Here is a 24525-nt window from a genome sequence, read left to right as displayed (position 1 = left end):
ATGTATGCAGTGATGAGTTATTTTGATCAGTTGTTTAAAATAATATTTCAAACTTCTATTACAACTAGTATACTAATTGGCTTGATTCTTATTTTTAGAAAATTTACTAAAGGAAAATTAGGAGTGAAATTTAATTATGCATTATGGTTTCTTATACTATTACGTTTAATAATATTTAAGTTACCTGAGAGTAATTTCAGCATATTTAATTTTCTAAATAAACTAGGTAATATGTCTTGGCTAGTTTTTAATAAGAAAATACCTTCTGGGGATATATTGCAGCAAGGTATCAGTAAATCTAGTGTTATTTCCAACCATAATGTTATTCTTAGAAGCATAAGTTCTATGGATTTTAGTAACAATGATGTTATGACTTCTAGTTTATCAAGTATAACTATATTGAGTTTTATATGGCTTATTGGAGTGTTAGTTACTATAATATATATTTTTTTAGTATATAAAAAGCTAAGAAAAAGAATTTATACCAAGAATATATCAAATAATACTGAATTTCTGACTATATTAAACCAGTGCAAAAACATAATGCAAATTAAAAAGAATGTATTAATAGTTGAAACTTCAATTATAAAAACTCCTGCATTATTTGGTTACTTTAAGCCAATAATTCTAATTCCCAAGAATATTCAAGACATAATAAGTACTGATAAATTAAGATATGTATTTTTTCATGAGTTATCTCATTTAAAACGTAAGGATGTGATTACAAACTGGATAATTACTTTATTAAAAGTAGTCTATTGGTTTAATCCAGTTGTTCAATATGGTCTTGGAAAAATGAAAGAAGACATGGAAATATGCTGTGATTCCCTTGCGCTTTCTTACACAAAAGATGAAGAAGTTAAAGAATATGGTTTTACTATTATAAATATGATAGACCATTTTTCAAATTCAATTCCTTTAATTGGAACAACTTCTATAGTAAATAATAAATCTGAAGTAAGAAGGAGAATTATTATGATAAAATTATTTGATAAAAAAGCTTATAGATTTTCTGCAATGGCAGTTGCCTCGTTGTTTATAATTGGTGGCATTGTGCTTACTGATGCAAAGACAGCTAGAGCTATTAACAGCAATAATAATGGAGCTGTAAATGTAGATAAAACTGACTATCCTTTTGTGAATGATCCTAATATAATAGGTGAATGGCAAGGTGTAGATTTTGTTGATAACATAGACGATTTTAATGTAAATAGCAAGAGTTGTGAAGATGATTTATATGTTAAAGAATTGAACTTTACAGATGACGGTAAGGTTTCTAAAACAGTATTTACATGGACAAAGGATCATATTTTAAACGATGTAGATAAGACTGATAGCAGTTATGTAATTAAAGACATCGATGGTTCAACTTATATGTTTTTCCAATGGAAAAGCGGAGATTATACTATTAGAGGTATGGAACCTAGCTACTATGTATTGAAAAAGGTTAGTTCTACACCATCACTTACAACTAATATGTCTGGAAAAGAAGTAGAAACAAGAGCGGATAAAATTGATTATCCATTTGTAAATGATCCTGAAGTACTTGGAAAATGGGAAAGTGTTGACTTTGTTCAAAATATGGACAATTTTAATCCTGATGTTAAATCATGGCAGGGAGATTTGTATCTAAGTGATTTAGTCTTTGATCAGAATGGTAAAATTAAAGATAAAAATATAACTTGGACAAAAGATTTAGTCATAAATGCTAATGATAAAACTGCATCAAAGTATGCAATAAAAGAAATAAATGGTTCAAAATATATGTTCTTTGAATGGAAAAATGGTGATTACATTGAAAGAGGTGAAACTCCTTGGTATTATGTTTTGAAGCAAGTTAACTAACAAAAGGAAATAACATTAAAAATACAAAAAAACATTAAGTTAAATAGTCATTCGTACTGAATGGCTATTTTTTGTTTTTGATTAGTTTTAATGTCTACAAAAGTACAAAAAATTAAGTTTCAAAGTTAAGTGGTATAAATGTTTTTAACAGTATCAAATGGTAAAAGTGTTACACATTCTTATAACATATTATTTGTTGATTCGGATAGTTTATTTTATTGCATTGATTATTTAAATATAAAGGAGAGAGTTAATGCAATTTAAGTTTAACCCTCCTAAGTTTTGCAAAAATTATACTGATGTATTTATGGTACTATTAAAGTTTTGCGATTCACTGCTTCCTAAAGAATCAATAGTACTATAAATATCATATGGATTAGAAGATAGGATCGAAGAAAGGTTTGATGTAAATGTACCATTTTCTATAGAAGTGTATTGAGATAGAAGGTTTTCAGTTAAATTATCATAAGAAGAATTGTTACTTTTTAATAAAGAGATTATATTTGAGTCATTGGAATTTAAACCATCAGTTGGTACAGTAGTATCTGAAGGCATAGTAATATTGCCATGACTGTCATATGAAATTGGAATACCATAGTTTGGTTCTATTTGTGAATAAATATTTTGAAGTTCAGTGTTGGTATTTTCACCAGAATAATTCTCTAAATTATAATTTTCATTTATTGTAGAATCAATATTATCTACTAAAGGAACTTTAGAAGCAGAAGAATTATTTTCTGGATTTATATTGTTCCAAATAGAATTCATATTATATATATTCATTGTGCTAGATATATTCATTATAATATCACCTCAGCTTTATTATATATTTGGTAAAGTGTAATTTAAAGTGTTTTTATAAATTATTATGTACTTTTTTAGACTTGTTGTTTTATGCAAAAGTAATTGGATTGAATAGTCTATTTTTAGGTCTATGTATATATGAGAAAGTGAACATTATATGTGCTTTCTAGTAATAACATGTTTTGAGAAAAGTTTAAATAATTTAATTCATATTTTAATAGTATAAATTGCAATTTTATCATTTATGGGAATTCTTTTGGAAAAAGGATTAAATATTGCATATTATTATAAAGAAGAAAGAGAATCTTAATATACAAAGTATTTTCTTTCTTTTTCATTTTATTCTAAGTTAAATCTAATTAAGGTAATAAACATAAGAAATGGAGTATATAACTTGCATAGAAGTGATTTCATTATCTTATACTATAGATATCCCAATTAATACTTAAACTTATGTGGTAGTTAACCGAAATAGAGGTGATGGATTTGTTTCGGTTACTGAAAATTTTGATAGATGCTTCTAAGACTGCAAGTTGTACCCACAATGCTTGCTTCACAGACACTCTGTGAACAAGCATATATGGAACAACTTACAATCTAAGAAGCATAGCTATCAAAATTTTTTGAGGTAACACTACACAAATGCATCACCTCTATTTCTACTTTTGGATATATATTTAAAGCATAAGTGTTATTTATAAATTGTATATCTATATAGATATATAATTTAAGACGGAGATCAATGAAAAAGTCCCAATATTTTTTGAATAAATTATTTAGCAAAATAAGTAAGGCATCAGAAGAACTTCTAATAGCCTTGTAACAACTTTTTAGACATAAATGACCTGAAAAAATATACATATATAACCCAATTGGTAATGTTTTTTAGTTTTTCAGTGGCCTCTTTAAGATGTGGGCTTATAATTAGAATGTGTTTCCATACTAGAAATTTCATACATTTTTGTGAAACAGGCATTGAAATTGAACTGTGAAGGTTCTTAGTACAAGGTTGTACCATTTTTGCTTGTCCTAATTTTATATTAGGAGCATGCAAAAATGGGAACAACCTTGTACTTAGAAACTTTCAGTGAAAATTTCATGGTCCTGTAGAACAAAAATGTATGGAATTTCGGTTAGCTATCACATAAGCTTAAATTAATTTCAAGTTGTTTATATATAAATTTATACGAAAGAAGGAATTATAATTGCAAAAAAAATTTAAAAAGTCTATATCTATTTTATTAGTATTACTAATATCTATTTTACTGTCTTTTTCAATAAATAAAAGTATTATAGCTAAAGTGTCTAATGAGAATGATGTACACCTTATTTTAGATTCCTTAACCTACAATGATATTCTTTCGAAAAACTTTCGTAAGACTTCGGATTTAACGTCAATAAAAGACAATAAAAATTTAAATCTTAATGGATTAGATAAATTAAATATTTCTGGTAGTCAGCAGTTTTCTGGAAATAATATTCCTCTTTTAATAGAGGCAATAGGAACATCAGTATCTATAACAGTAGTTGATTTAAGGCAAGAATCACATGGATTTATAAATGGATTTTCTGTAAGCTGGGCTAATTCAAGAAATAATGCTAATGAGGGATTAACTAAAGAACAAGTTTTAGAAGATGAATCTAATAAACTAAAAAGTATTAAGTTAAATGAATCTATAGCTTTTTATAATCATCCTGATAAAACTATAGTTGCAGAAAAGGTTCAAGATGAAAATGAGCTTACTAAATCTAAATCATTATCTTATAATCGAATACCTGTTAGAGATGGAGGGATACCTTCTGATGATATGGTTGATTATTTTGTAGAATCTATAAAAGCTCAACCAAAGGATTCATGGCTTCACTTTCATTGTAAAGAAGGTATAGGAAGAACAAGCACATTTATGATTATGTATGATATGATGAAAAATTATAAAGACATTGGTGCTGATGATATTATTAATAGACAATTAGCATTAGCAAAGTTTGATGATTCTGATACTAAATCTTTTCATAATAAAGAAAGGATGGATTTCTTGAATAAGTTTTATAACTATTGTAAAACACATGGAGATTCTTTTAATACAAAATGGAGTGAGTGGAAGAAAGCATCTGCATCTCTTAAGTTAGATACTTTAAGAGTAGCTCGTATATTAAATAAAAATTCCAACTACATGAAGAATCCTGTGATACCAAAATTTTTATATGTTGTCTCACAAGATTCAATGACACCAAGTGAAAGAACAATGGTAGTTAGCCTCCAAGGAGTGGTTAATTGCCATTGTTCTTCTCAAATATATACACTTAATTCATCTCAGCCTGATTATAAAATATGGTTAGATGATTTAAAGGAGAATTATAAAGTCTCATATAAGATGATTTCAGATCCCTTTGAATTATTAAATATTTATAAGCAGTATATAGATGGATATGTACTTTATAGTAGTAAAGAATCTAAAGATCCTTCAATAAATAATGCTTGTTCTCTTGCATCTTTAAATAAATCAATTGTTGTTGATGAAGCTATAGAATGTAAAGTGAAAAAATATGGCATAACACAAGTGAAAGGTGATTGTAGAAATACAGATGAAAGCTGGGCTTACAACAACTTATGGAATAAGGGATTAAATCATTCAATAGTTATACAACTTTCTCCAGACAAATCTGCTTCATTAAGAGATTATGCTATAATGTCTAAATCTTTAGTGTTTTATGAAGATAGTGTGGACAAGACAGTCCTTAGAGACAAAATATTTTCTTCTATGGAAGGGAATTCTATTTGTTTAGGATGGGGACCTGATGAATTTACTAATGTAAGTACTGCATCAAAATATGGTGCAAGCATAGTTGCCTCTGATTGGTCTTATAATTTGACTTCTTTAAGTGCTTTTCCCTCAAACACTATAAGTAAAAAATCTTCAGCAGTAATTCCAAAAGAAAAAAATGTTCATTATGTAACTTTCATAATGTCTGATGGTGATAATGCTCAATGGAATCTAGGAACTAATTATGGTTGTAAAAAATGGTTTGGTAACTCTGACAGAGATAAGCTTGCTTTAGGATGGTCTATGTCTCCATCGTTATATTATTTAGCACCTACTGTTTTTAATAAGTATTACAATAGTATAAGTAATGAAGATACATATAATAACTTTATTGTTTCACCTTCAGGAAATGGATATATGTATCCAAGTAAGTTTGATAAAAGCAAATTAAAAGGATATATTAATACATTAAATGATTATATGAAGAAAGTAGATGAAAAATATTTAGCAGTAATAGATGATGATAGTTTTAATAATGTTAAACTTTGGAATAATTTCACTAAAGAATCCAATATTCAAGGTTTATTTTATCTTGATTATCATAGACATGATAATTTTAAAGGAAAGATTTTATGGTCTAATAATAAACCAATAGTATCTTGTAGAGATTTACTTTGGGATAAACTTGAAGATGAGGAGCAGCTAGTAAAAAACATTAATGATAGAGTTGAAAGTGGTGAGATCAATATATCTACGCCAGAAGCGTATACTTTTGTTTATGTTCATGTTTGGAGTAAAGATGTCAGCAATGTTGAAGAAGTTGTAAATAAGTTAAAACAAAATCCAAGTGTAAGAGTAGTTACTCCAGAAACATTTATGGAATTAATAAAAAGAAATATAAATAATGCGTGACTTAGAGTTATGGATCAACTTACCGAAATAGAGGTCATGTATTTGTTTCGGTTACTGAAAATTTTGATAGATGCTTCTAAGACTGCAAGTTGTACCCATAGTGCTTGCTTCAAAAATATGTTGTGAACAAGCACATGTGGAACAACTTACAATCTAAGAAGCATAGCTATCAAAATTTCTAACGTAACACTACATAAATACATGACCTTTATTTCTATTTTTGGATATATATTAAAAGCATAAGTGTAATTCTTAAATTGCATATCTATATTTTGTTGCGGTTGCTAGATAATTTGGCTGTGAATTTCTAACAACAGAAATTGTACCCATTCATGCATGCTCCCAAGGCAAGAGCTCACAGAGAAAGTTCCAAGAACGAAATGTAAAATTTCGTTCTTGGAACTTTTGTGACAAGCAAGAATGAAATAACTTCTACTGAAGAAATACCTACAGCTAAATTATCAACGCAACACTACGTAAAATAATCCCTTTACTTTCTAGTATTGAACACATTTCAAAGTTTAAGTCTATATACGGTTATTTATTTGAATGTGCCTTAATAAACTTTTATAAATTCATGTTATTAGTGATTATTTATAGCTATAAAATATATTTGATTTCGATTATTTACCACATAACTTTAATTCATATAAAATAAAAACTGTAAATGAGCCTATAAAAATATAAACCCACCTACAGTCCTTAAATAAGAAAAGTAACAGTTTAACTCACACCAATACAGATACCTTAGTATTTAATTATAATCTTTCGACTATAATTAAACAGTTCACTACCAATATTGATACTTTGTTCAACTACATAAGATACTTACACGACCATATATAACCTCACGGCTATATATGATTATTACATCACCCAATATAATCTTAGCTATAACCCTATAAAATAAGTTGGAATCCTATTATAATAAATGTTAAATCGACTATAATAAGACTTTTCCTAACTTTATAGAATCTAATCATTACTAAAATACAAATTTTTGAACCTGTATTTTAGTAATGTAAATATACATCGCTATTGTGATATATATTTTTATTTTGCTAAACTGTTAAATTCCTTATGATATTAGCATAACCAAAGTAAAGGAGTTAATACTATGAAAATTTTAGAATTTTAAGAGTATTTTGTATAAAGATATTAAGAAAAAGGTAGCTGAATTCTATAAAATATAAAAATTTGATTTTTATAGATATGCAATTTCGGTTAGTTACCACATAACTCTAAATTCCAAATAGTTTATCTATATAGGGTTCCTCATTGAGAATTTAATATATCACAAACAGAGAAATATGTATCTAATTTCGGCTGGGATTCACATAAACTCTATTCTCATTGCGGAACCATATAATTAACATGGTAATTTTACAATAAAAGTGGAGCCTTTTCCTTCCTCACTTTGTACTTCTATTGTGCCATTACATAAATCGATAATTCTTTTTACAAGGGCTAATCCTAAACCATTGCCTTCAGAAGAGTGTGATTTATCTCCCTGATAAAATTTATCAAATAGATGTTTTTTAGTATCATTTGACATACCGATTCCAGTATCTGAAATAATGGTTGTAATGCAGTCTGTCGATTGTTTAAGTGTGCATGTAATTGTGCCATTATTTTGAGTGAATTTTATTGCATTATCTAATAAATTTTGCCACACTTGCATTAGCAATTCTTCATTTCCACAAAAGGTTATTGAATCTAAATCAAGATTTAAATCAATATTCTTGCTAGTCCATTTTGACTCAAGAAGTAACAAAGTCTGTCTTAATTGTTCATCTAATTTAAATTTACGCTTTTCTAGAATGAGTTCCTGATTTTCAAGCCTTGAAATTTGTAAAATAATTCTAACTAAATTCGAGAGTCTTTTTGTATTATTAAGGATTTTATGTGTATATTCTTCTTTTTCTTTTTCTGTTAAATTTTTATCTTGTAAAAGCATTGAATAGCCTTCTATAGAAGCTAGAGGAGTTTTGAATTCATGGGATACATTGGATATAAAGTCATTACGAAAAGTTTCAATATTATTAAGCTCATTCACCATAACATTAAAATTGCGTGTCATTATTTCAATTTCTTCTACACCATATTTATTTCCATCAAGCTTAATGTCAAAATTACCTTTGCTAACTTCCATTAACGCTTCGCTAAATCTTACAAGTGGAGTTAATATCCTTTTTCCTATGATAGCTGAAATAATTGTTCCCAAAATCACACTAACCAGATATAAATTAATAATTGGCCAAATTATTATTCCGTCACGAGGTTTAAAAAGACTTAGGTGAAAGAAAATTGCTATGGCAGCAGAAATCACACCTGATATAAGCATAATTAAAAAAATAATAAATGAAAAAAGTAATATTAGTTTTAATGAGTGTTTATTATTCATGTTTTTTTACCGCCTTATATCCAAGCCCTCTTACAGTTGAAATTTCAAAATCATAATTATTCTTAAAACGATCACGTAATCTATTAATATGTACATCTACTGTTCGAATATCTGTTTCTGAATCAATTCCCCAAATTTCATCCATAAGCTGTTGTCTTGTGAATATACGACTGGGATAACTAACAAGTTTATATAAAATATAGAATTCTTTTTGAGGAAGTACTATTATTTCGCCTTGGTGGTGTACAGATAGTGAATCATATTCCAACAAAGTTTCACCAATCCATTGTTTTCTTTCATTAATAATTTGTGCTCTTCTAAGTAATGCACCTACTCTGAGTACCATTTCATTTACATCAATAGGTTTAACCATATAATCATCAGTTCCAAGTAAAAAACCGCGTTGTTTATCTTGGAAGCTTTCTTTAGCTGTAATTATTAATATTGGAATGTTAAATTCTGAATCTTGAATATTTTTAAGTAGCTCAAAGCCATCCATATTAGGCATCATAACATCAGAAATAATTAAATCAATATATTCCTTATCCAAAATATCAAGTGCTTCAACGCCATCTTTTGCGCAAGTTGTTTTGTATCCATTTTTTACTAAAATGGTGGAAAATAATTCTGAAAGTTCTTTGTCATCTTCTGCAATTAAAATATGAAACATTTAGATAACCCCCTTATTTGTACAAAATTATACTATGTTTTAAATATTTTTTAAAGGTGATTAATTTTCACGTTCCTAAAGTTTCAGACTTTGTATTAAAAATATATTAATTATTTAATAAAAAATGGAAAATAGTATTAATGTTGTATATAATGTTAAATTATAAGACAATAACTAAAACATAAAGTAAACAGAAAAGTTTAACTTGAGTTAACAATTATGTGCTACACTACATATTAAATGTTCAGAGGAGTGTTGAATACATGTGAAAACAGAAAAGTATGAAATCACTATTATATATACATAAGGGAAAACTACGTTCAAAGGCAAGTTATTGTTTTTATAAATTATTAAGTGAAAAATGAATATTTGGTGTTAAAACTTGGGAGGGTAAAAATGAAAAAAGTAAAAAAGATTGTGTTATATGCTGTTATTGTTATAGCTGTAATAGGTTGTGGAGTAGTAGCTAAAAATAAACTAGCATCCAGTCATAAAAATACAGCGGCAACAGCAGCAGAACCAGTTAAAACTGCAGTTGATGTACAACAGGTTAAAGCAACACAAAAGAAAACTGGAGATACATATAAAGCAACTTTGGAAGCATATCAACAAGGGGTTATAAGTAGTAAGATATCGGCAAAAGTTCTTACGGTATCAATTGAAAATGGACAGTATGTAAATCAAGGAGATGTAATAGCAAAATTAGATGATCAGGATATACAAAACAGTATAAAAACTGCACAAAGTCAAATACAAGTAAATGAGCAACAAGTAAATGCAGCAGAGCAACAATTAAATGCAGCACAAGTTTCCATGGAAAAACTTAAAATTAATGTAGATGATGCTAAACGTAATTATGATAGACAAAAAACTCTTTTTGATAATAAAGCTATATCCCAGTCAGAACTTGAAGCGGCTGAGAAAGCTGTAAACACTACTCAAGCTGATTATGATTCAGGAAATGCAAGTATTGAAAATTCAAAAGCAAGTATTCAAACATCAAAAGCTAGTTTGGAAGCACAAAAAGTAGCTTTGGCGAATTATCAAGATAATTTGAAAAATACAGTAATTACAGCTCCTATAAGTGGAATAATAAGTGATAAAAGCTTAAATGTAGGACAAATGGCATCACAAGGTTCAGTGCTTGCAAAGATTAATGATATATCATCTGTGTATGCAACTATACAAGTGCCACAAGAGAAAATAAATAGCGTAAAAATAGGACAAGCAGCTACAATTACTGTTGATGGAAGTGATAAAACATATGATGGTACCATGAAAAATATGGACTTATCCGCAGATGCTACATCAAGAGTTTTTAACTGTAAAGTTCAAATAGAAAATAGCGATAAATCATTACATCCAGGTGTTTATGGACAAGTACAACTTTTAAGTGAGGAAGGTACTTCTGTTATTACTGTGCCAATAAGTGCTTTAGTTGGAAATGAGGGAGATTATTCTGTTTTTATAAATGATAATGGAACAGCCAAAAAACAAAAAATTACTATTGGGGAAACTGATCAAAATAGTGTAGAGATAACTGATGGTATCAAAGAAGGAGACCAAGTAATTTGTACAAATACAAGTTCTTTGCAAGATGGTCAGGAAATAGATGTAGCTTCTGTACAAGACAGTGATTCTAACCAATCAGATTCTACAACACAAGATAGTAATGCGGCACAGCAGACGGATTCAACGCAAGATGGTGATACAAAAGAAGCAGTTTCAGAATAGGAGGGATGACAAATGAATATAGCTAATATTAGTATTAAAAGACCTGTATTTATATCAGTTGTAATGATTACCCTTACTATTTTGGGTTATGTATGCTATCAAAAGTTAGTGCTTAATGATATGCCAAATGTTGATCTGCCTTACGTTACAGTCGCAGTTACAGAAAGTGGAGCAACACCTGAAGAAATTGAGACAAAAATAACAAAACAAGTAGAAGATGCAGTTCAACAAATTTCTGGAGTTCAGAATATAACTTCCACTGTAAACTCAGGTTCTTCACAAACTATGGTCGAATTTGACTTAAGTAAAGATAGTGAGATAGCAGCACAAGAAGTTAGAGATAAGGTTTCAAGTGTTCGAGGACAATTTCCAACTGATGCTAATGATCCAGTTATTTCTAAGCTTGATATGTCAGCATCATCAATCATATCAATAGCTGTTTATGGTTCAGATGATAATCAAGAAATGGCAGATTTTGTAGATAATACTTTGAAGAAAAAGTTATATACAGTATCTGGTGTTGGAGCAATAAATGTATCTGGTGAGGATACAAGAGAAATTCATATAAAATTAGATAATAATAAATTATTACAATATGGTCTTACATCAAGTCAGGTGTTAAGCAGTATTAAAAATGATAATATTGATCAATCTAGCGGAAAAGTTACTGATGGAGATAGTGAAGTTTCAATTACTACAAATAGTAAAATACAAAAGGTAGAAGATTTTAAAAATATTTTAGTATCTAATAAAAATGGTACAGAAATTAGAGTGAAAGACGTTGCAACAGTTGAAGATGGGATTGAGGAGAAAACAAGTCAGGCTTATTATCAAGGTAACCCATCAATTGGTATTGATATACTTAAACAATCTGGTTCCAATACTGTTGAAGTTGCAAAAGACGTTAAGACAGCATTAAATGAAGTTCAAGCTTCATTACCTAAGAATATGCATGCAGATATTGTTAGTGATAATTCAACATCAATACAAGATACAGTAGATGATGTTATGCAAACTATTAAAGAAGGATGTATATTAGCAGTTATAATTGTATTCTTATTCTTAAATGAATGGGAAAGTACTCTTATAAGTGCATCATCTCTTCCAATTTCAATTATAACTACTTTTATTTGCATGAAAGAGATGAACTTTTCATTAAATACAATGTCATTAATGGCATTATCACTTGCAGTAGGGCTTTTGATTGATGATGCTATAGTTGTTATAGAAAATATTGTACGTCATCTGCATATGGGGAAAAATCCAATTGACGCAGCTAGGGAGGCTACATCAGAAATTGGATTTGCAGTAATAGCAACAACTTCAGCTGTTATTGCGGTATTTTTACCTATAGCGATGATAGACGGAATACTTGGAAAGTATTTCATTGAATTTGCACTTACAATTGTTTTTAGTATGGCAGTATCATTGTTTGTATCATTTACTCTTGTTCCTATGATGTCATCAAAAATGCTTAGGGCAGGAAAAAAAGAAAGTAAAACATTTATTGGTAAGTTTTTTAGAGGGTTTAATAATAAATTTGATGCTTTTTCAAAGAAATATTCTAAACTTTTAGCATTTCTTCTTCGTAAGAGATTAATAGTTTTAGCTCTTTGTGGAGTTATGCTTGTAGGCAGTATTTCTCTTGTTTCATCGCTAGGCTTTACAATGATGCCTACAACTGATAAAGGGCAGATAAATGTTAGTGCCAATTTTGATTCGGGAATAACTTTAGATACCGCATCACAAAAAACTAAACAGCTTGAGGCGATTATTAGTAAGTATCCAGAAGTTAAATATATGTATTCAACAGCAACTAAGAGAAGTGCATCAATTTCAATTACATTAGTGGATAAGAAACAACGTAAGGATAGTGCAAAAGATATAGCTTTAAAGCTTAGTAATGATTTAAAAGTATTACCGGGAATGGAAGTTTCGGCATCAGCTGCATCAATGGGAGGTGGCGGAGGATCATCTAAAGATGTAACTTACAATATTGTTGGTGAAGATAGAGAAAAGGTTCAAGCTTTTGCTGAAAAAATAAAAGCAGAGATCTCCAAGGATCCACAAGCAACTGATGTTGGTACTAATACTAAATTAGGTACTCCAGAAGTTAAGATGACTGTAGATCGTAATAAAGCTGCAGATTTAGGTGTTAACAGTTCAGAAGTTGCAAGTACATTAACTACATTATTTAATGGTTCTACTGTGACTAAATATGATGGTGGAAAAGATAGATATGATGTTAAAGTAATGCTACAGGATGATCAACGTAAAAATCTTAACAATCTTGATGGAATTTATGTTTCAGGTTCAAAGGGTTCAACTAGTAAGTTGATTCCTATAAATCAAGTAACTAAAAAAGTTATTGGAACAACTTCTTCAACGCTACACAGATACAATAAGCAGGCACAAGTTGAACTTTCTTGTAATGTGAAAGGTTTAGCTACAGGTACTTTTAAAGACAAATATTTGGCTAAAATACAAAGCGAGCTACCATCAGGAGTTTCATTATCGGTTGGAGGATCAATGGGAAGTTTGCAGAAGAGTATGGTTAGTTTGGTTCAAAATGCAATCTTATCAATTCTTTTATTATATTTAGTTATGGCAGCACAATTTGAAAGCTTTGTTGATCCTATATCTATAATGTTTGCTTTGCCACTTGCAATTATTGGAGCTATAATAGCATTATTTGTCTGTGGAAATCAATTAAGTTTGGTAGCAGTAATTGGTATTGTAATGCTTATGGGACTCGCGGCTAAAAATGGTATCTTGCTGGTCGATGCTGCAAAGGAAAGAATTGAACAAGGTATGCCAAGAAATGAAGCACTAGTAGAAGCGGGACTTGTAAGAATACGTCCAATAATCATGACTACTTTAGCAATGATATTTGGTATGATTCCTACAGCAATAGCTAAAGGATCAGGTACTGAAATGCGTGCACCAATGGCACAAGCAATAATTGGAGGATTAATTACTTCTACAATTTTGACATTGTTTGTAATACCAATTGTATATTCATTACTTGATGATTTAAAAAGAGCATTTAAAAAGCTTCGTCACAGAAAATCTACAAAGATAAAAGTTGATGAAGGAACAAATTTAGGATTATAGAATTTATTCAATTTAAAGGAGACTATGCTAGAATTTAATTTTAGCATGGTTTCTTTTAGTATAAAAAAATACTAGTGTGTAGTAATGTGAAACATTGATAAAAAGGAGAATAAAAGAATTATTCAAAATGGTAATTTTTATTTTGAGTTATATGTTTGGAAACATTGGTGTTTTGCTTATAAAGCTATGTAGTATATAATTAAATGAATAGACAATTCTGGGGGGGATGATTATGAAGGAGAAGGTTTATAAATTTCTAAAGATAAATAAGGTTTGGATATTCTTTATATTAGCAGTTACATTGAAGCCGATTTTATTTGAATATAAAAGTTTCTATGTTTCTCAAATACAAATATTAATTATATATTCGTGTATAGTATTATTATATGCTTGCATAATATTGGTATACAAATATCTACTTAAAAGAAATTCTAAGAAATAAATATTACATAATTAAATTTATAAAAAATTTATTCTGTTGAATAATATATAAACCAACTAATAATAGTCAAGTAATTCTTAAAAAATATTTTTTGAAAAAGAGTATGATGAACAAACTGTTTTAAAATACGAACGGTTACACCTTAATTAAGGTGTCTTGAATGGTACATTAAATTGATAAAATTTGCTAAAGAATTAAGGGTAAGGTGTATTAAATATCAAAGAATAAAATGTTCGCCTTTTTGTATATATGTCTAAATTACTGCACAAGTCTAGTTAATTAATTAAATTTATGAAATAGCTATATTATTCAATAATATATATATTATATGCTAAATTTAGACTTTGAAATATATATCAACTAGAAATAAGTATGACTCTTTTACGTAGTGTTGCGTTGATAATTGGGCTGTAGGTATTTCTTCATCATAAGTTGTTTCATTTTTGCTTGTCCCTAACTTGTTTAAGGAGCATACAGGAATGAGTACAACTTCTGATGGTAGAAATCAACAGTCTAATTAACTAGCAACCGAGTAAAAGAGTCATACTTATTTCGGTTATCCACCACATAATTCTAAATCCAAATTATAGCACTAATTTTATATTTAGAGATTAATAATTTTCAGTAGCGGTAAAATTATTACGTTTTATAAATAAAGATAAGATTACAGCAACTAAAAGGAGGAATACTTGAATTATAAAAACATTATGAACACCAAAAACTAGAGATAAAGCTTGTGAATGTGAGTCATTAGGATTAGCTACAGACATTAAATAACTTTTTTGATTTGATGACATAATGGCAACAAATAAAGAGGTCCCAAATGCTCCTGCTATTTGTTGTAATGTATTCATTATAGCTGTACCATGGGGAGCGGATTGGAGAGATAACTGATTCAAACTGTTTGTTTGAGTTGGTGTATTTATGATTCCTACAGCGAATAATGATAAACAATGTAAAGCAATTATTAAAGGAATTGTTATTTTGAGTGATATTGTAAATGAAAAAGCACAAAATACAACTGCTGAAATTATAAATCCTGGAATGATTAATACTTTTGCACCAAATTTATCATAAAGATGTCCTGAAATAGGTGATACAATTCCATTGATAAATCCACCAGGTAGCATAATAAGACCAGCAGTAAAAGCGGTTAATCCTAAAGCACCTTCAAGAAACATTGGTAAAATAAGCATAGTAGCAAAGTTGACCATATGCATGATTATAATGAGTATAGTTCCGATAGTGAACATAGGATATTTAAAAGGATGCATGTCCAACATAGGATCTTTCATATGAATTTGACGTAGTGTAAATGTAAATAATGCAATACATCCTAAAATTATAGGTAAAGCCATTGTAGCAGCAGAATTACCAATGTTGCTAACACCGTATATAAAGCCTCCAAAACCAACAGTAGATAATAGAATAGAGAGGATATCAAGATGAGGATTTGTTAATTTAGTTACATTTCTCAAATAAGTATATCCAATTATTAATGCAATTATGGAAAAGGGAATTATGCCTAAGAATAACCATCTCCAACTGAGTGATTGGAGAACTAAACCAGAGAGTGTTGGACCAATGGCTGGAGCACAAAACATTACAAGATTGAATATACCTAATGCTTTACCACGTTTTTCAACGGGATTAATAATTAATAAGGTATTTATTATGTTAGGTATCAATACTCCAGTACCAATAGCTTGAATTAATCTGCCTATTAATAAAATAGAAAAGGCAGGAGAAACGCTACATATTATTGTTCCTACTAAAAATATAATTACAGAAGCTAAGAATAATTGCCTTGTTGTAAAAGTTTGAGTGAGAAAAGCAGAGATTGGGATAGAAACACCCATGATAAGCATGTAACCTGTGCTTAGCCACTGAACAGTAGTTGCAGATATATTAAATTGTCCCATTAAATTTTTTAAAGCCATATTTAATACCGTTTCATTCAACATGCAAAAAAAACCAGCTAATATAAGTGCTATAGTAATTGGTACTACTTTTATTTCATTGTCTTCACAAACAATTTGTTTTAATTCTTGTTCCATTTTTTCTACCTCCATTAATACATTTTAAATTAAATGATATAGCAATTATTTGTATATAAATAATTGCTATACTAATAATATACCTGAAAATATTTCCTGTCAAATGAATTTTTGTAAATATATACAAATTATTCGCGTTTTATTTTAGAATATAAAAAATGCGACTAACGTTTTCATATTAGTCACATTTCAGATAAGGCACGTGAAAATAAATAATAAGTGCAATTTGCAATGGATATTTTTTCATAAGACAAGGAAGTGAATTATCCTCATAGCTGGTCTATTAGGGGGATTATTAAAAATAGGCTAACAAATGGACTTGTTATTTTTTGAATGTGCCTAAGTTTAAGTATAAAGTTGTTTATTTATAAAGGTTGCTTATATTGTTGTCTATTTTAGTAAGAACATTTATATATATTTTTAAATCTTCTTCAGAAATTCCAGTTAAGATTTTCTTAAATATATCATCAATATGAGGAATAAGTTTTTCTGTTAAAGTCAAACCTTTCTCAGTTATATGAATAGAAAAAGAACGTCTATCTTCTTTACTCACATGCCTTTTAACAAGAGATTTTCTTTCTAATATATCAAGCATCCTTGTTAATGTAGGCTGATCTTTATTTACAGCTTGTGAAAGAACTTTTTGATTTATCTTATTTTTTTTAGAAAGTGTAAGCAATACTTGCCACTGTTCAGCAGTTATATCAAAAACCCCTAATTGTGAATTTAAGAAATAAATCATCTTTTTGTTAACTAAATTTGTAAAATTTCCAATGCTTTGGTCATAAGATTCAAACATAAAAGTCCCTCCAAGTAATTACCATAATAAATATTGGTATAATAAGTTAATTATATATTTTTAAGTACTAAAAATGCAATACATTTTAACTATAGATAAATAACTTTGAATTTAAACTTATGTGATAACTTACCGAAAGAAGCTATATTCTTTTTCTCGGTTGCTACATAATTTTGGTGTGGATTTCTATCAGCAGAAGTTGTACCAATTCCTATATGTTTCTCAAACAAGTTGAGGACAAGCAAGAATTAGACAACTTCTACTGAAGAAATGACTAAACCCAAATTATAAATGCAACACTCCGAAAAAGAATACAGCTTCTTTCTAGTATAGAATATATTTCGAAATTTAAAACTAGTATATATATATCTAGATATACAAATTACAGTATTAGAAGCATGGCTGTCAAAATTTCCTAAAGCAACACTACACAAAAGTATGATGTCTATTTCTACTTTTGAATATATATTCAAAGCATAAGTGTGATTTATAAAGTGTTTATTCATAGGCATAAGGTTAAAACGTTATAATCCATTTCAATCATAAAAATTAAAGTTTAAATAGAATGGAACTTTTATCTTATCAGATAACTTATGACTTTGTTTGTGATATTGATAATTCCGAAAGGGAAACTAATTAGTTAAACGGAGAATTATAACTGATGTAATTTAAGTAAAAGACTTATTTAACATAAGAAATTTATATTCCTTAATGGAGCGGGAAAAAGCAAATATAAGAAGACAATAAAAGTTATATACATAAAGCTTAAATGGATTTTGAAAAAAGTGAGTACTTTAAAGAAAAATCTAAAGAGTGGTAGTTCTTACAGTAGCAATACATTAATATGTCATATAGAAACTTACAACGAATTTTTATAAGTTTTGCAGAATAAAAATGTATTTAATAATAGGCATATATTTTAACAACTAAGTTTATATTTTGAAATATATTGTATATTAGAAATAAGTGAGATTCTTTTGCGCAGCGTTGCATTTATAATATAGCTGTAGGATTTCTTCAGAAGAGGTTGTTCAATTTTTGCATGTCATTAACTTGATTAAGGAGTATGCAGGAATTGAACAACCTCTTCTGGTAGAAATTCACAGCTATATTATATAGCAAAGCGAGCAAAAGAATCTCACTTATTTCGGTAAGTTACCACATAACTTTAAATATTAAGTTTTATCTTCTATACTTTAAGAAATTTCTTCTTCTAGAGCTTCTGATTCATTAGCATTGGCTACAAAAATATTATAAGAGTATACTACTAAAAGTAATACTATGAAGATGCTAGAGAATCTATACATTATTGCGTAACTTTTATGTTCAGCAATAAAACTTAGAAGAATTGATCCAAATGTATAAGATAAATCCATGGAAGATAAGAATGTTCCGTTTGCAGCACCTTGTCTATTAGAAGGTGATCTGTTTACAGCCCAAGCCTGCAAAGATGGTTGTGCAGCACCATATCCAAGACCATAGAATAAAGAAGATACTACAAGCATTAATGTAGAATTTGCGTATGATAGAATAATAAGTCCTATAATTAAAGAAATTGCACTAGGTATTATTATTACAGCATGTCCTTTTTCATCAAATATTTTTCCGACAAAAGGTCTTGTTATTAAAATCATTGCAACAAATCCAATAAAGTAAATTCCAATTGAAGATATATTAATTTCTTTTCCGTATAACATTATATAACTCATAATTCCGCATAATGTGATCACAAGAAGGAAGCATAATAAAGATGGTAATGCTGCTTGTTTTTCAAATGCATCTGCTAATGAGAATTTTTTTGATAAATTAGATTTTACAGAAGTTTTCTTAGGCAGATTAACTTGACTGAGAAACAGTACACCAATAATTACTAGAGCTATTGAAATAAAAACAATATTTTTAAAGCTAGATAGGTTCATTATTTCTATTGCAATTAGTGGAGATAAAGCCATAGAAACTATCATTGAAAGAGAATAGTATCCCATACCTTCACCACGTTTTTCTTTTGGGACAATATTAGAAAAGATTGCAGCAGCACCAGTAGAAGCTAGTCCCCAACCTATTCCTTGAATAACACGAACAACTATTATTGCATCTAAAGGCAGATAATTATATGATAATGTACTTGCTCCGAGAATTATACCACCTAAAAAGAGTAAAGGCTTAACTTCAATCTTATCCATAATATTACCTATAAATAATCTAACAAGTAAAGAAGTGATTGAAAATGTACTTACAACTAGACTCGCTTCTAAGCTACTTCCACCACATAGTTTTGCATATGCAGGTAAAGTAGGAGTTAACATATAAAAAGCTAAGTATATAAATAGATTTGCAAACAGCATAAAAATGTAATTTTTGGTCCAAAGTTTTGTAGAATTTGAGTGCGATTTTATTTCCATGTAAATTCCTCCTATATTATTGCAATTTGTTTATATTATTATCAATTTTTAAAAGAACTTCATTATAAATCTTTAATTTTTCATAAGATATGTCTTCAAGTAAATTATTGAACAGTTCATCTAAAAATGGAATAACTTGTTCTGTAATGTTTAAACCAGTTTCAGTTATATGTATTTCAAAGGATCGTCTATCCTCTTTACTTGGATGCCTTTCAATAAAATTTTTTCTTTCAAGTATATCTAATATTCTAGTTAAAGTGGATTGATCCTTTCCCGAAAGTTTTGCCAAAAGCTTTTGGCTTATTTTATTTTGTTTAGATAAATTTAATAAAACAACCCACTGCTCAGTCGTGAGATTAAACTTTTCTAAATTACTATTAACATAGTATATTAATTTTTTTGAAATTTTGTTTGTCAGCATTCCAATGTCTTGGTCATAAGATTCAAACATATTATGTTACCTCCATAAATAAAATTGATGCGACAATAATTGATATACAATTAGTTGCTACAACAATTAATTATAAACATTAATAGACAAGTTTTCAAGGATTATGTGTAATTAAATACATTTTTCTTCCATAATATTATGAAAATTTTTTGTGAGATTCTAAATTAAGATTTGAATCTGTTGTTATATGCTCCTTTGTTTATTAAGGCACATGAAAATATGGAATAGCTGTGTTGAAGAAATGCTTATGGGCAGATTTTTGATGAAGCATTGCTCAAAGGGATTCACATTAGTTTTAATGCAGAATATATAAAAAAACATATTATTGGACTTTTTATTCTCTTTTGTGTGACTTAAAGTGGATTGTATACTAGAAAGAACTGGTCATCTTTTGCGTAGTGTTGCATTTAGAATATAGCTGTAGAATTTCTTAAGTAAAAATTGTTCCATTCTTGCTTGTCATCAGCTTGCTGAGGAGCATGCGGGAATGGAACAACTTTTACTGGTAGAAATCCACAGCTATATTCTACAGCAACCGAGCAAAAGATGACCAGTTCTTTCAGTAAGTTACATCTTAATTTAGGCACAATCAAATAAATAACAAGTCCATTTGCCAGTCTATTTTCCATCATGCTGCGTCGGCAAATTGACCTAATAGCCCGCTATGAGGGCAATTAGCCTCCTTGCCAGATGAAAAATATCCATGGCAACTTTGGACTTGTTATTTATTTTCATGTGCCTTAAAGTATTTCTAATATTTCTACTGTGTAATTTTCTCCTGGAGCATTAACTTCGACTATATCTCCAGCTTTTTTTCCAGATAAAGCTTTTCCTAAATCTGATTCTATACTTATAAGCATATTTTCAGGGTCTAAATCCATAGTAGTTACAAGTGTTACAGTAATTTCATCATCGTCTTCTATAAATTTAATTCTAGCTTTACCATTAATTCCAAGCATGGATTTATCAAGATCTTTATCATCTATGATAGTTGCTGTTGAAATCATAGTTAATAAATATTGTATTCTATTATCATTTTCTCTATAGTTTGCACAAGCTTCTTTGTATTCAGCATTTTCTGATCTATCTCCATGTGCAGCAGCAACTAATTTTTCCTTTGCTATTTCAGCTCTTTTTACAGTCATTCTATAATCTAATTCTTCTCTAAGCTTTTTAACATTTTCTTCTGTCAATGTATTATTCATACAAAACTCCACCTCTTAAAACATATTATGTTAATATTATATAATATATAGAAAAAAATAAAAGGCAAATTGATTAGTACTTTTATTTTTTTACATTAAAGCATTTTATATAAAAGTTACAGTTATTAAATAGGAATGTTTGAATTTTAAAATAGATAGATTGCAAAAATAGATCTCATTTTTGCAATCTATCTATTTTTTTCGTTTCATACTTCGAATAATAGATTTTGTTTCTTTACTTACACGAAAAGATTCCGTTATTTTTTGTAATGTTTTATTATAAGTAAAATCATCTAAGTTATTATTCTTTAAATAAATCATAGTTCTATCTGGATATTTAATGAAACAAATTGAAAGAGCCCAGGCAACTGCCATTTTTACATAGTAACCATCATGTTTTATTTTATTAAGTAAGATAAGTACTTGATCAATATACTGATCAACGATATAAAAATCTAATAACATTACAATTCCAAAACGAAGTTCAAATTCTTTTTTTGACTCTAAATATGTTTTTAAAAATTCAAACACACGGTTCATATTTGATTTTGTAAATTTTAGACTTGTACAAAAACTATCACATACAGCCCAATTATCAATTTTAGGTACAAAATTAGTTATATGAGTAAGAATTTCTTCGATATCTGCTTTTGCATATCCAATGACCAAACCTTGTAGCATTGTTTCTTCAAAATAGTCAGTTGGACAGGTGCGTAGAAAATTGCGCCAATCATCTTTAGATATTTCTTTAGCAAGTTTTCTAAGAAGAGGAAGACGTACTCCTACAATATTATTAATATTAGGGCATAATTTTCTTTGGAATCTTTGATATTCAGGATCTGAGAGCTCAAAAATTTTTTCTTTGATTATTTTATTCATAGTATATTACCTCATTTTAGGAATTTTTAAAATATCTCAATATATAGAATATATTATATCGGTTATGACACACACTTAAAATATAATTTTATTTATTTTTTTGTCAGATTTGTTTAATTAATTACGAACTGTATTATGTAAATCGAATTTGATAGAAAGAAGGTGCACTTTGATTTCTGATATTCAATTACTTGAGCTATTGTATAGCAAGCCTGAGCAAGGCCTTAAAGTTATGATGGATAATTATATGTCACTCATTTATACGATAATATTTAATAAGCTCTCAGGACTATATTCAAAAGAAGATATAGAAGAATGCGTGAGTGATGTCTTTTTTGAAGTATTTCATTATAAAAATAGAATTGATTTAGAAAAAGGATCAATAAAATCATTTTTGGCGGTGATAGCAAAGAGAAAAGCTATAGATATGTATAGAAAAAATAAGAATAATATTCATGTTCCTATAGATGATACAGCAGAAGTTTTATATACTTCTGCCGATGATGTAGTGGATTCAATATTATCAAAAGAAAGTAATTCAGAATTAATAAATGCTATAAAGTCTTTAGGAGAGCCAGATAGTGAAATAATTATAAGAAGATATTATTTCAACCAAAGTTCAAAAGATATTTCTCAGAATGTAGGTCTGAAAGTTAATACTATTGATAAAAAGATGTCTAGGGGCATACAAAAATTAAAAAAGGTATTAGGAGGGATTTTATAATTGGATGATAGATTATTTGAATTATTAGATAATTTAAATATTAAGGATACCAAATTATTATTAGATGAAGATATTAATTTGGAAATAGATTCTTTTACTAGGAAACGTATAGAAAAATCTGTAATGAAAAAAGCAGGTTATTATAATAAACAAATTACATTTAAAGATAAAATAAGTAACATTTTAGGAGGAAATTTAATGAAAAGAAAGATAGCTTTAGCGTTAGGAGCTTGTATAATTTTAGGATCTGGTGGAGGAGCATATGCATATACTAAATCTCCAGTAGCTTATGTAAGTATGGATATTAATCCAAGTGTTGAATTAGGAGTTAATGCTTTTGACAAAGTAGTTTCAGTCGAAGCTTATAATGAAGATGGCAAAAAAATATTAGAAGATACTAATTTAGAAAATTATGAAGTTAAAAATGCTATAAGTACTTTATTAGAACATGCAATTTCAGCAGGGTATATAAGCGAGGATGGTTCGTCTAAAATTGAAATTACTACATCTACAGACAAACAAAAAGTTGCTGATAAGTTAGATGATTCTTTAAAAGATGTTGCTGACGAAACTCTAGATAGCAATGATGTTAAAGCAAATGTTGAAACTGAAAATGTTGCGCTTGCAAGAAGAGATGAAGCAAGAAAACTGGGAATAACACCTGGTAAATTAAATCTTATACAAAAGCTTCAAGAATTAGATCCATCTGCAACTGTAGAAGATTATAAAGATAAATCTGTAAAAGAAATACAAAAGAAAACTATAGAATTAAGAAAAGGTAATACTGCTGATGAAACTACTAATGATGCTAATCAAACTACTAATGATAATGAAGTAAATTCTGATGCAGCAACTGAAGAAAATAATACTTCTTCTAATGATAAAGATAATAATGATAAAGCTAAAAAAGAAGAAAATAGCAATGTAAATAAATTAAACAATGATACAGATACTGAAAATGTTGCAAGTGAAAAGGAAAATAATAGCAGCAACAATGGCAAGAATAATGATATTAACAATGGTAAAAGTAATAATAACAGTAGTAACAGTAGTAATAATAACAGTAGCGAAAATTCACAAGCAAGCATTCATAGAAATATAAGGTCTGAAGAAGGTGGAAACAACGGTAATTCTTCGAAATCTGAAAGGGGTGATAATGGTAATTCCAACGCACAGAATAAAGAAAAAAATAAAAAAAATTAACCAGACCAATTGAAGTGTTCAAATGCTCATTTTGAAATTAACCTAAAGAAATAGAACTAAAAACAATACCAAGTATAGATAAACAAGCTCTAAACTAGATTTTAAGTATATTCTA

General features: G+C 28.5%; 18 protein-coding genes. 7 read left to right on the top strand and 11 right to left on the bottom strand.

The window, feature by feature from the left end:
• Window positions 1-1845 carry a M56 family metallopeptidase gene (locus CLSA_RS18090; RefSeq protein ID WP_022748611.1) on the top strand — a complete coding sequence of 615 codons (1845 nt, stop codon included), beginning with the start codon at window positions 1-3 and terminating at the stop codon, window positions 1843-1845.
• A gap of 291 nt (window positions 1846-2136) precedes the next feature.
• Here the strand turns inward: CLSA_RS18090 and CLSA_RS18085 are convergent, their stop codons facing one another.
• The gene (locus CLSA_RS18085; RefSeq protein WP_022748604.1) at window positions 2137-2646 is read right to left on the bottom strand and encodes a hypothetical protein; all 510 of its coding nucleotides are present in this window, start codon (window positions 2644-2646) and stop codon (window positions 2137-2139) included.
• A 1208-nt stretch (window positions 2647-3854) separates the two neighbouring features.
• Here CLSA_RS18085 and CLSA_RS18075 point away from each other — a divergent pair.
• A complete protein-coding gene (locus CLSA_RS18075; protein WP_022748600.1) occupies window positions 3855-6326 on the top strand; it encodes a GxGYxYP domain-containing protein in 2472 nt (823 codons plus the stop codon).
• Window positions 6327-7695: 1369 nt separating this feature from the next.
• Here the strand turns inward: CLSA_RS18075 and CLSA_RS18070 are convergent.
• Together CLSA_RS18070 and CLSA_RS18065 are read right to left on the bottom strand one after the other, a co-directional pair.
• Window positions 7696-8730 carry a sensor histidine kinase gene (locus CLSA_RS18070; protein WP_022748596.1) on the bottom strand — a complete coding sequence of 345 codons (1035 nt, stop codon included), beginning with the start codon at window positions 8728-8730 and terminating at the stop codon, window positions 7696-7698.
• Window positions 8723-9400 (bottom strand): response regulator transcription factor, encoded by a 678-nt coding sequence (locus CLSA_RS18065; RefSeq protein WP_022748592.1) that lies wholly within the window; start codon window positions 9398-9400, stop codon window positions 8723-8725. The genes CLSA_RS18070 and CLSA_RS18065 overlap by 8 nt, the downstream gene beginning before the upstream one ends.
• 396 nt (window positions 9401-9796) lie before the next feature.
• On the opposite strand from CLSA_RS18065, the gene CLSA_RS18060 reads away from it, so the two are divergent.
• The 3 genes from CLSA_RS18060 to CLSA_RS18050 all read left to right on the top strand — a co-directional run bounded on the left by CLSA_RS18060 (window position 9797) and on the right by CLSA_RS18050 (window position 14690).
• Window positions 9797-11134: an efflux RND transporter periplasmic adaptor subunit gene (locus CLSA_RS18060; RefSeq protein ID WP_022748588.1), complete on the top strand. Its 1338-nt coding sequence runs from the start codon at window positions 9797-9799 to the stop codon at window positions 11132-11134.
• Window positions 11135-11146: 12 nt separating this feature from the next.
• Window positions 11147-14248 (top strand): efflux RND transporter permease subunit, encoded by a 3102-nt coding sequence (locus CLSA_RS18055; protein WP_022748586.1) that lies wholly within the window; start codon window positions 11147-11149, stop codon window positions 14246-14248.
• A gap of 232 nt (window positions 14249-14480) precedes the next feature.
• Window positions 14481-14690: a hypothetical protein gene (locus tag CLSA_RS18050; RefSeq protein ID WP_041716347.1), complete on the top strand. Its 210-nt coding sequence runs from the start codon at window positions 14481-14483 to the stop codon at window positions 14688-14690.
• Window positions 14691-15301: 611 nt separating this feature from the next.
• Here CLSA_RS18050 and CLSA_RS18045 read toward each other — a convergent pair.
• The 8 genes from CLSA_RS18045 to CLSA_RS18015 form a co-directional block, all read right to left on the bottom strand.
• A complete protein-coding gene (locus CLSA_RS18045) occupies window positions 15302-16747 on the bottom strand; it encodes an MDR family MFS transporter (protein ID WP_022748582.1) in 1446 nt (481 codons plus the stop codon).
• A gap of 361 nt (window positions 16748-17108) precedes the next feature.
• Entirely contained in the window at window positions 17109-17546 is a 438-nt protein-coding gene (locus CLSA_RS18040; protein WP_022748579.1) for a MarR family winged helix-turn-helix transcriptional regulator, read from the bottom strand.
• 89 nt (window positions 17547-17635) lie between these two features.
• On the bottom strand, window positions 17636-17776 hold the full coding sequence (locus tag CLSA_RS23215; protein WP_155738332.1) for a hypothetical protein: 141 nt from the start codon (window positions 17774-17776) through the stop codon (window positions 17636-17638).
• A gap of 966 nt (window positions 17777-18742) precedes the next feature.
• On the bottom strand, window positions 18743-19948 hold the full coding sequence (locus CLSA_RS18035) for an MFS transporter (protein WP_022748575.1): 1206 nt from the start codon (window positions 19946-19948) through the stop codon (window positions 18743-18745).
• Window positions 19949-19964: 16 nt separating this feature from the next.
• Entirely contained in the window at window positions 19965-20399 is a 435-nt protein-coding gene (locus CLSA_RS18030) for a MarR family winged helix-turn-helix transcriptional regulator (protein ID WP_022748572.1), read from the bottom strand.
• A 407-nt stretch (window positions 20400-20806) separates the two neighbouring features.
• Window positions 20807-21028 carry a hypothetical protein gene (locus CLSA_RS18025; protein WP_140395241.1) on the bottom strand — a complete coding sequence of 74 codons (222 nt, stop codon included), beginning with the start codon at window positions 21026-21028 and terminating at the stop codon, window positions 20807-20809.
• 111 nt (window positions 21029-21139) lie between these two features.
• Window positions 21140-21604: a GreA/GreB family elongation factor gene (locus CLSA_RS18020; RefSeq protein ID WP_022748568.1), complete on the bottom strand. Its 465-nt coding sequence runs from the start codon at window positions 21602-21604 to the stop codon at window positions 21140-21142.
• A gap of 192 nt (window positions 21605-21796) precedes the next feature.
• Window positions 21797-22483, bottom strand: a complete 687-nt coding sequence (locus tag CLSA_RS18015; protein ID WP_022748565.1) for a DNA alkylation repair protein — start codon at window positions 22481-22483, stop codon at window positions 21797-21799.
• 169 nt (window positions 22484-22652) lie between these two features.
• Between CLSA_RS18015 and CLSA_RS18010 the strand changes: the two genes are divergently transcribed.
• Window positions 22653-23207 (top strand): sigma-70 family RNA polymerase sigma factor, encoded by a 555-nt coding sequence (locus tag CLSA_RS18010; protein WP_022748562.1) that lies wholly within the window; start codon window positions 22653-22655, stop codon window positions 23205-23207.
• Window positions 23208-24410: an anti-sigma-I factor RsgI family protein gene (locus tag CLSA_RS18005; protein WP_022748559.1), complete on the top strand. Its 1203-nt coding sequence runs from the start codon at window positions 23208-23210 to the stop codon at window positions 24408-24410.
• Window positions 24411-24525: the final 115 nt, after the last annotated feature.

Origin of the sequence: Clostridium saccharobutylicum DSM 13864 (assembly GCF_000473995.1) — a bacterium.
GTDB classification, from domain to species: domain Bacteria; phylum Bacillota; class Clostridia; order Clostridiales; family Clostridiaceae; genus Clostridium; species Clostridium saccharobutylicum.
This window is presented reverse-complemented; position numbering and strand designations above follow the sequence as displayed.

Bases quoted from the DNA above. Each gene is read 5' to 3' on its own strand.
- CLSA_RS18050 (WP_041716347.1), top strand. From the start codon at position 14,481: ATGAAGGAGAAGGTTTATAAATTTCTAAAGATAAATAAGGTTTGGATA.
- CLSA_RS18055 (WP_022748586.1), top strand. From the start codon at position 11,147: ATGAATATAGCTAATATTAGTATTAAAAGACCTGTATTTATATCAGTT.
- CLSA_RS18085 (WP_022748604.1), bottom strand. From the start codon at position 2,646: ATGAATATATCTAGCACAATGAATATATATAATATGAATTCTATTTGG.
- CLSA_RS18030 (WP_022748572.1), bottom strand. From the start codon at position 20,399: ATGTTTGAATCTTATGACCAAGACATTGGAATGCTGACAAACAAAATT.
- CLSA_RS18065 (WP_022748592.1), bottom strand. From the start codon at position 9,400: ATGTTTCATATTTTAATTGCAGAAGATGACAAAGAACTTTCAGAATTA.
- CLSA_RS18020 (WP_022748568.1), bottom strand. From the start codon at position 21,604: ATGAATAATACATTGACAGAAGAAAATGTTAAAAAGCTTAGAGAAGAA.
- CLSA_RS18060 (WP_022748588.1), top strand. From the start codon at position 9,797: ATGAAAAAAGTAAAAAAGATTGTGTTATATGCTGTTATTGTTATAGCT.
- CLSA_RS18070 (WP_022748596.1), bottom strand. From the start codon at position 8,730: ATGAATAATAAACACTCATTAAAACTAATATTACTTTTTTCATTTATT.
- CLSA_RS18040 (WP_022748579.1), bottom strand. From the start codon at position 17,546: ATGTTTGAATCTTATGACCAAAGCATTGGAAATTTTACAAATTTAGTT.
- CLSA_RS18015 (WP_022748565.1), bottom strand. From the start codon at position 22,483: ATGAATAAAATAATCAAAGAAAAAATTTTTGAGCTCTCAGATCCTGAA.
- CLSA_RS18045 (WP_022748582.1), bottom strand. From the start codon at position 16,747: ATGGAACAAGAATTAAAACAAATTGTTTGTGAAGACAATGAAATAAAA.
- CLSA_RS18090 (WP_022748611.1), top strand. From the start codon at position 1: ATGTATGCAGTGATGAGTTATTTTGATCAGTTGTTTAAAATAATATTT.
- CLSA_RS18035 (WP_022748575.1), bottom strand. From the start codon at position 19,948: ATGGAAATAAAATCGCACTCAAATTCTACAAAACTTTGGACCAAAAAT.
- CLSA_RS18025 (WP_140395241.1), bottom strand. From the start codon at position 21,028: ATGGAAAATAGACTGGCAAATGGACTTGTTATTTATTTGATTGTGCCT.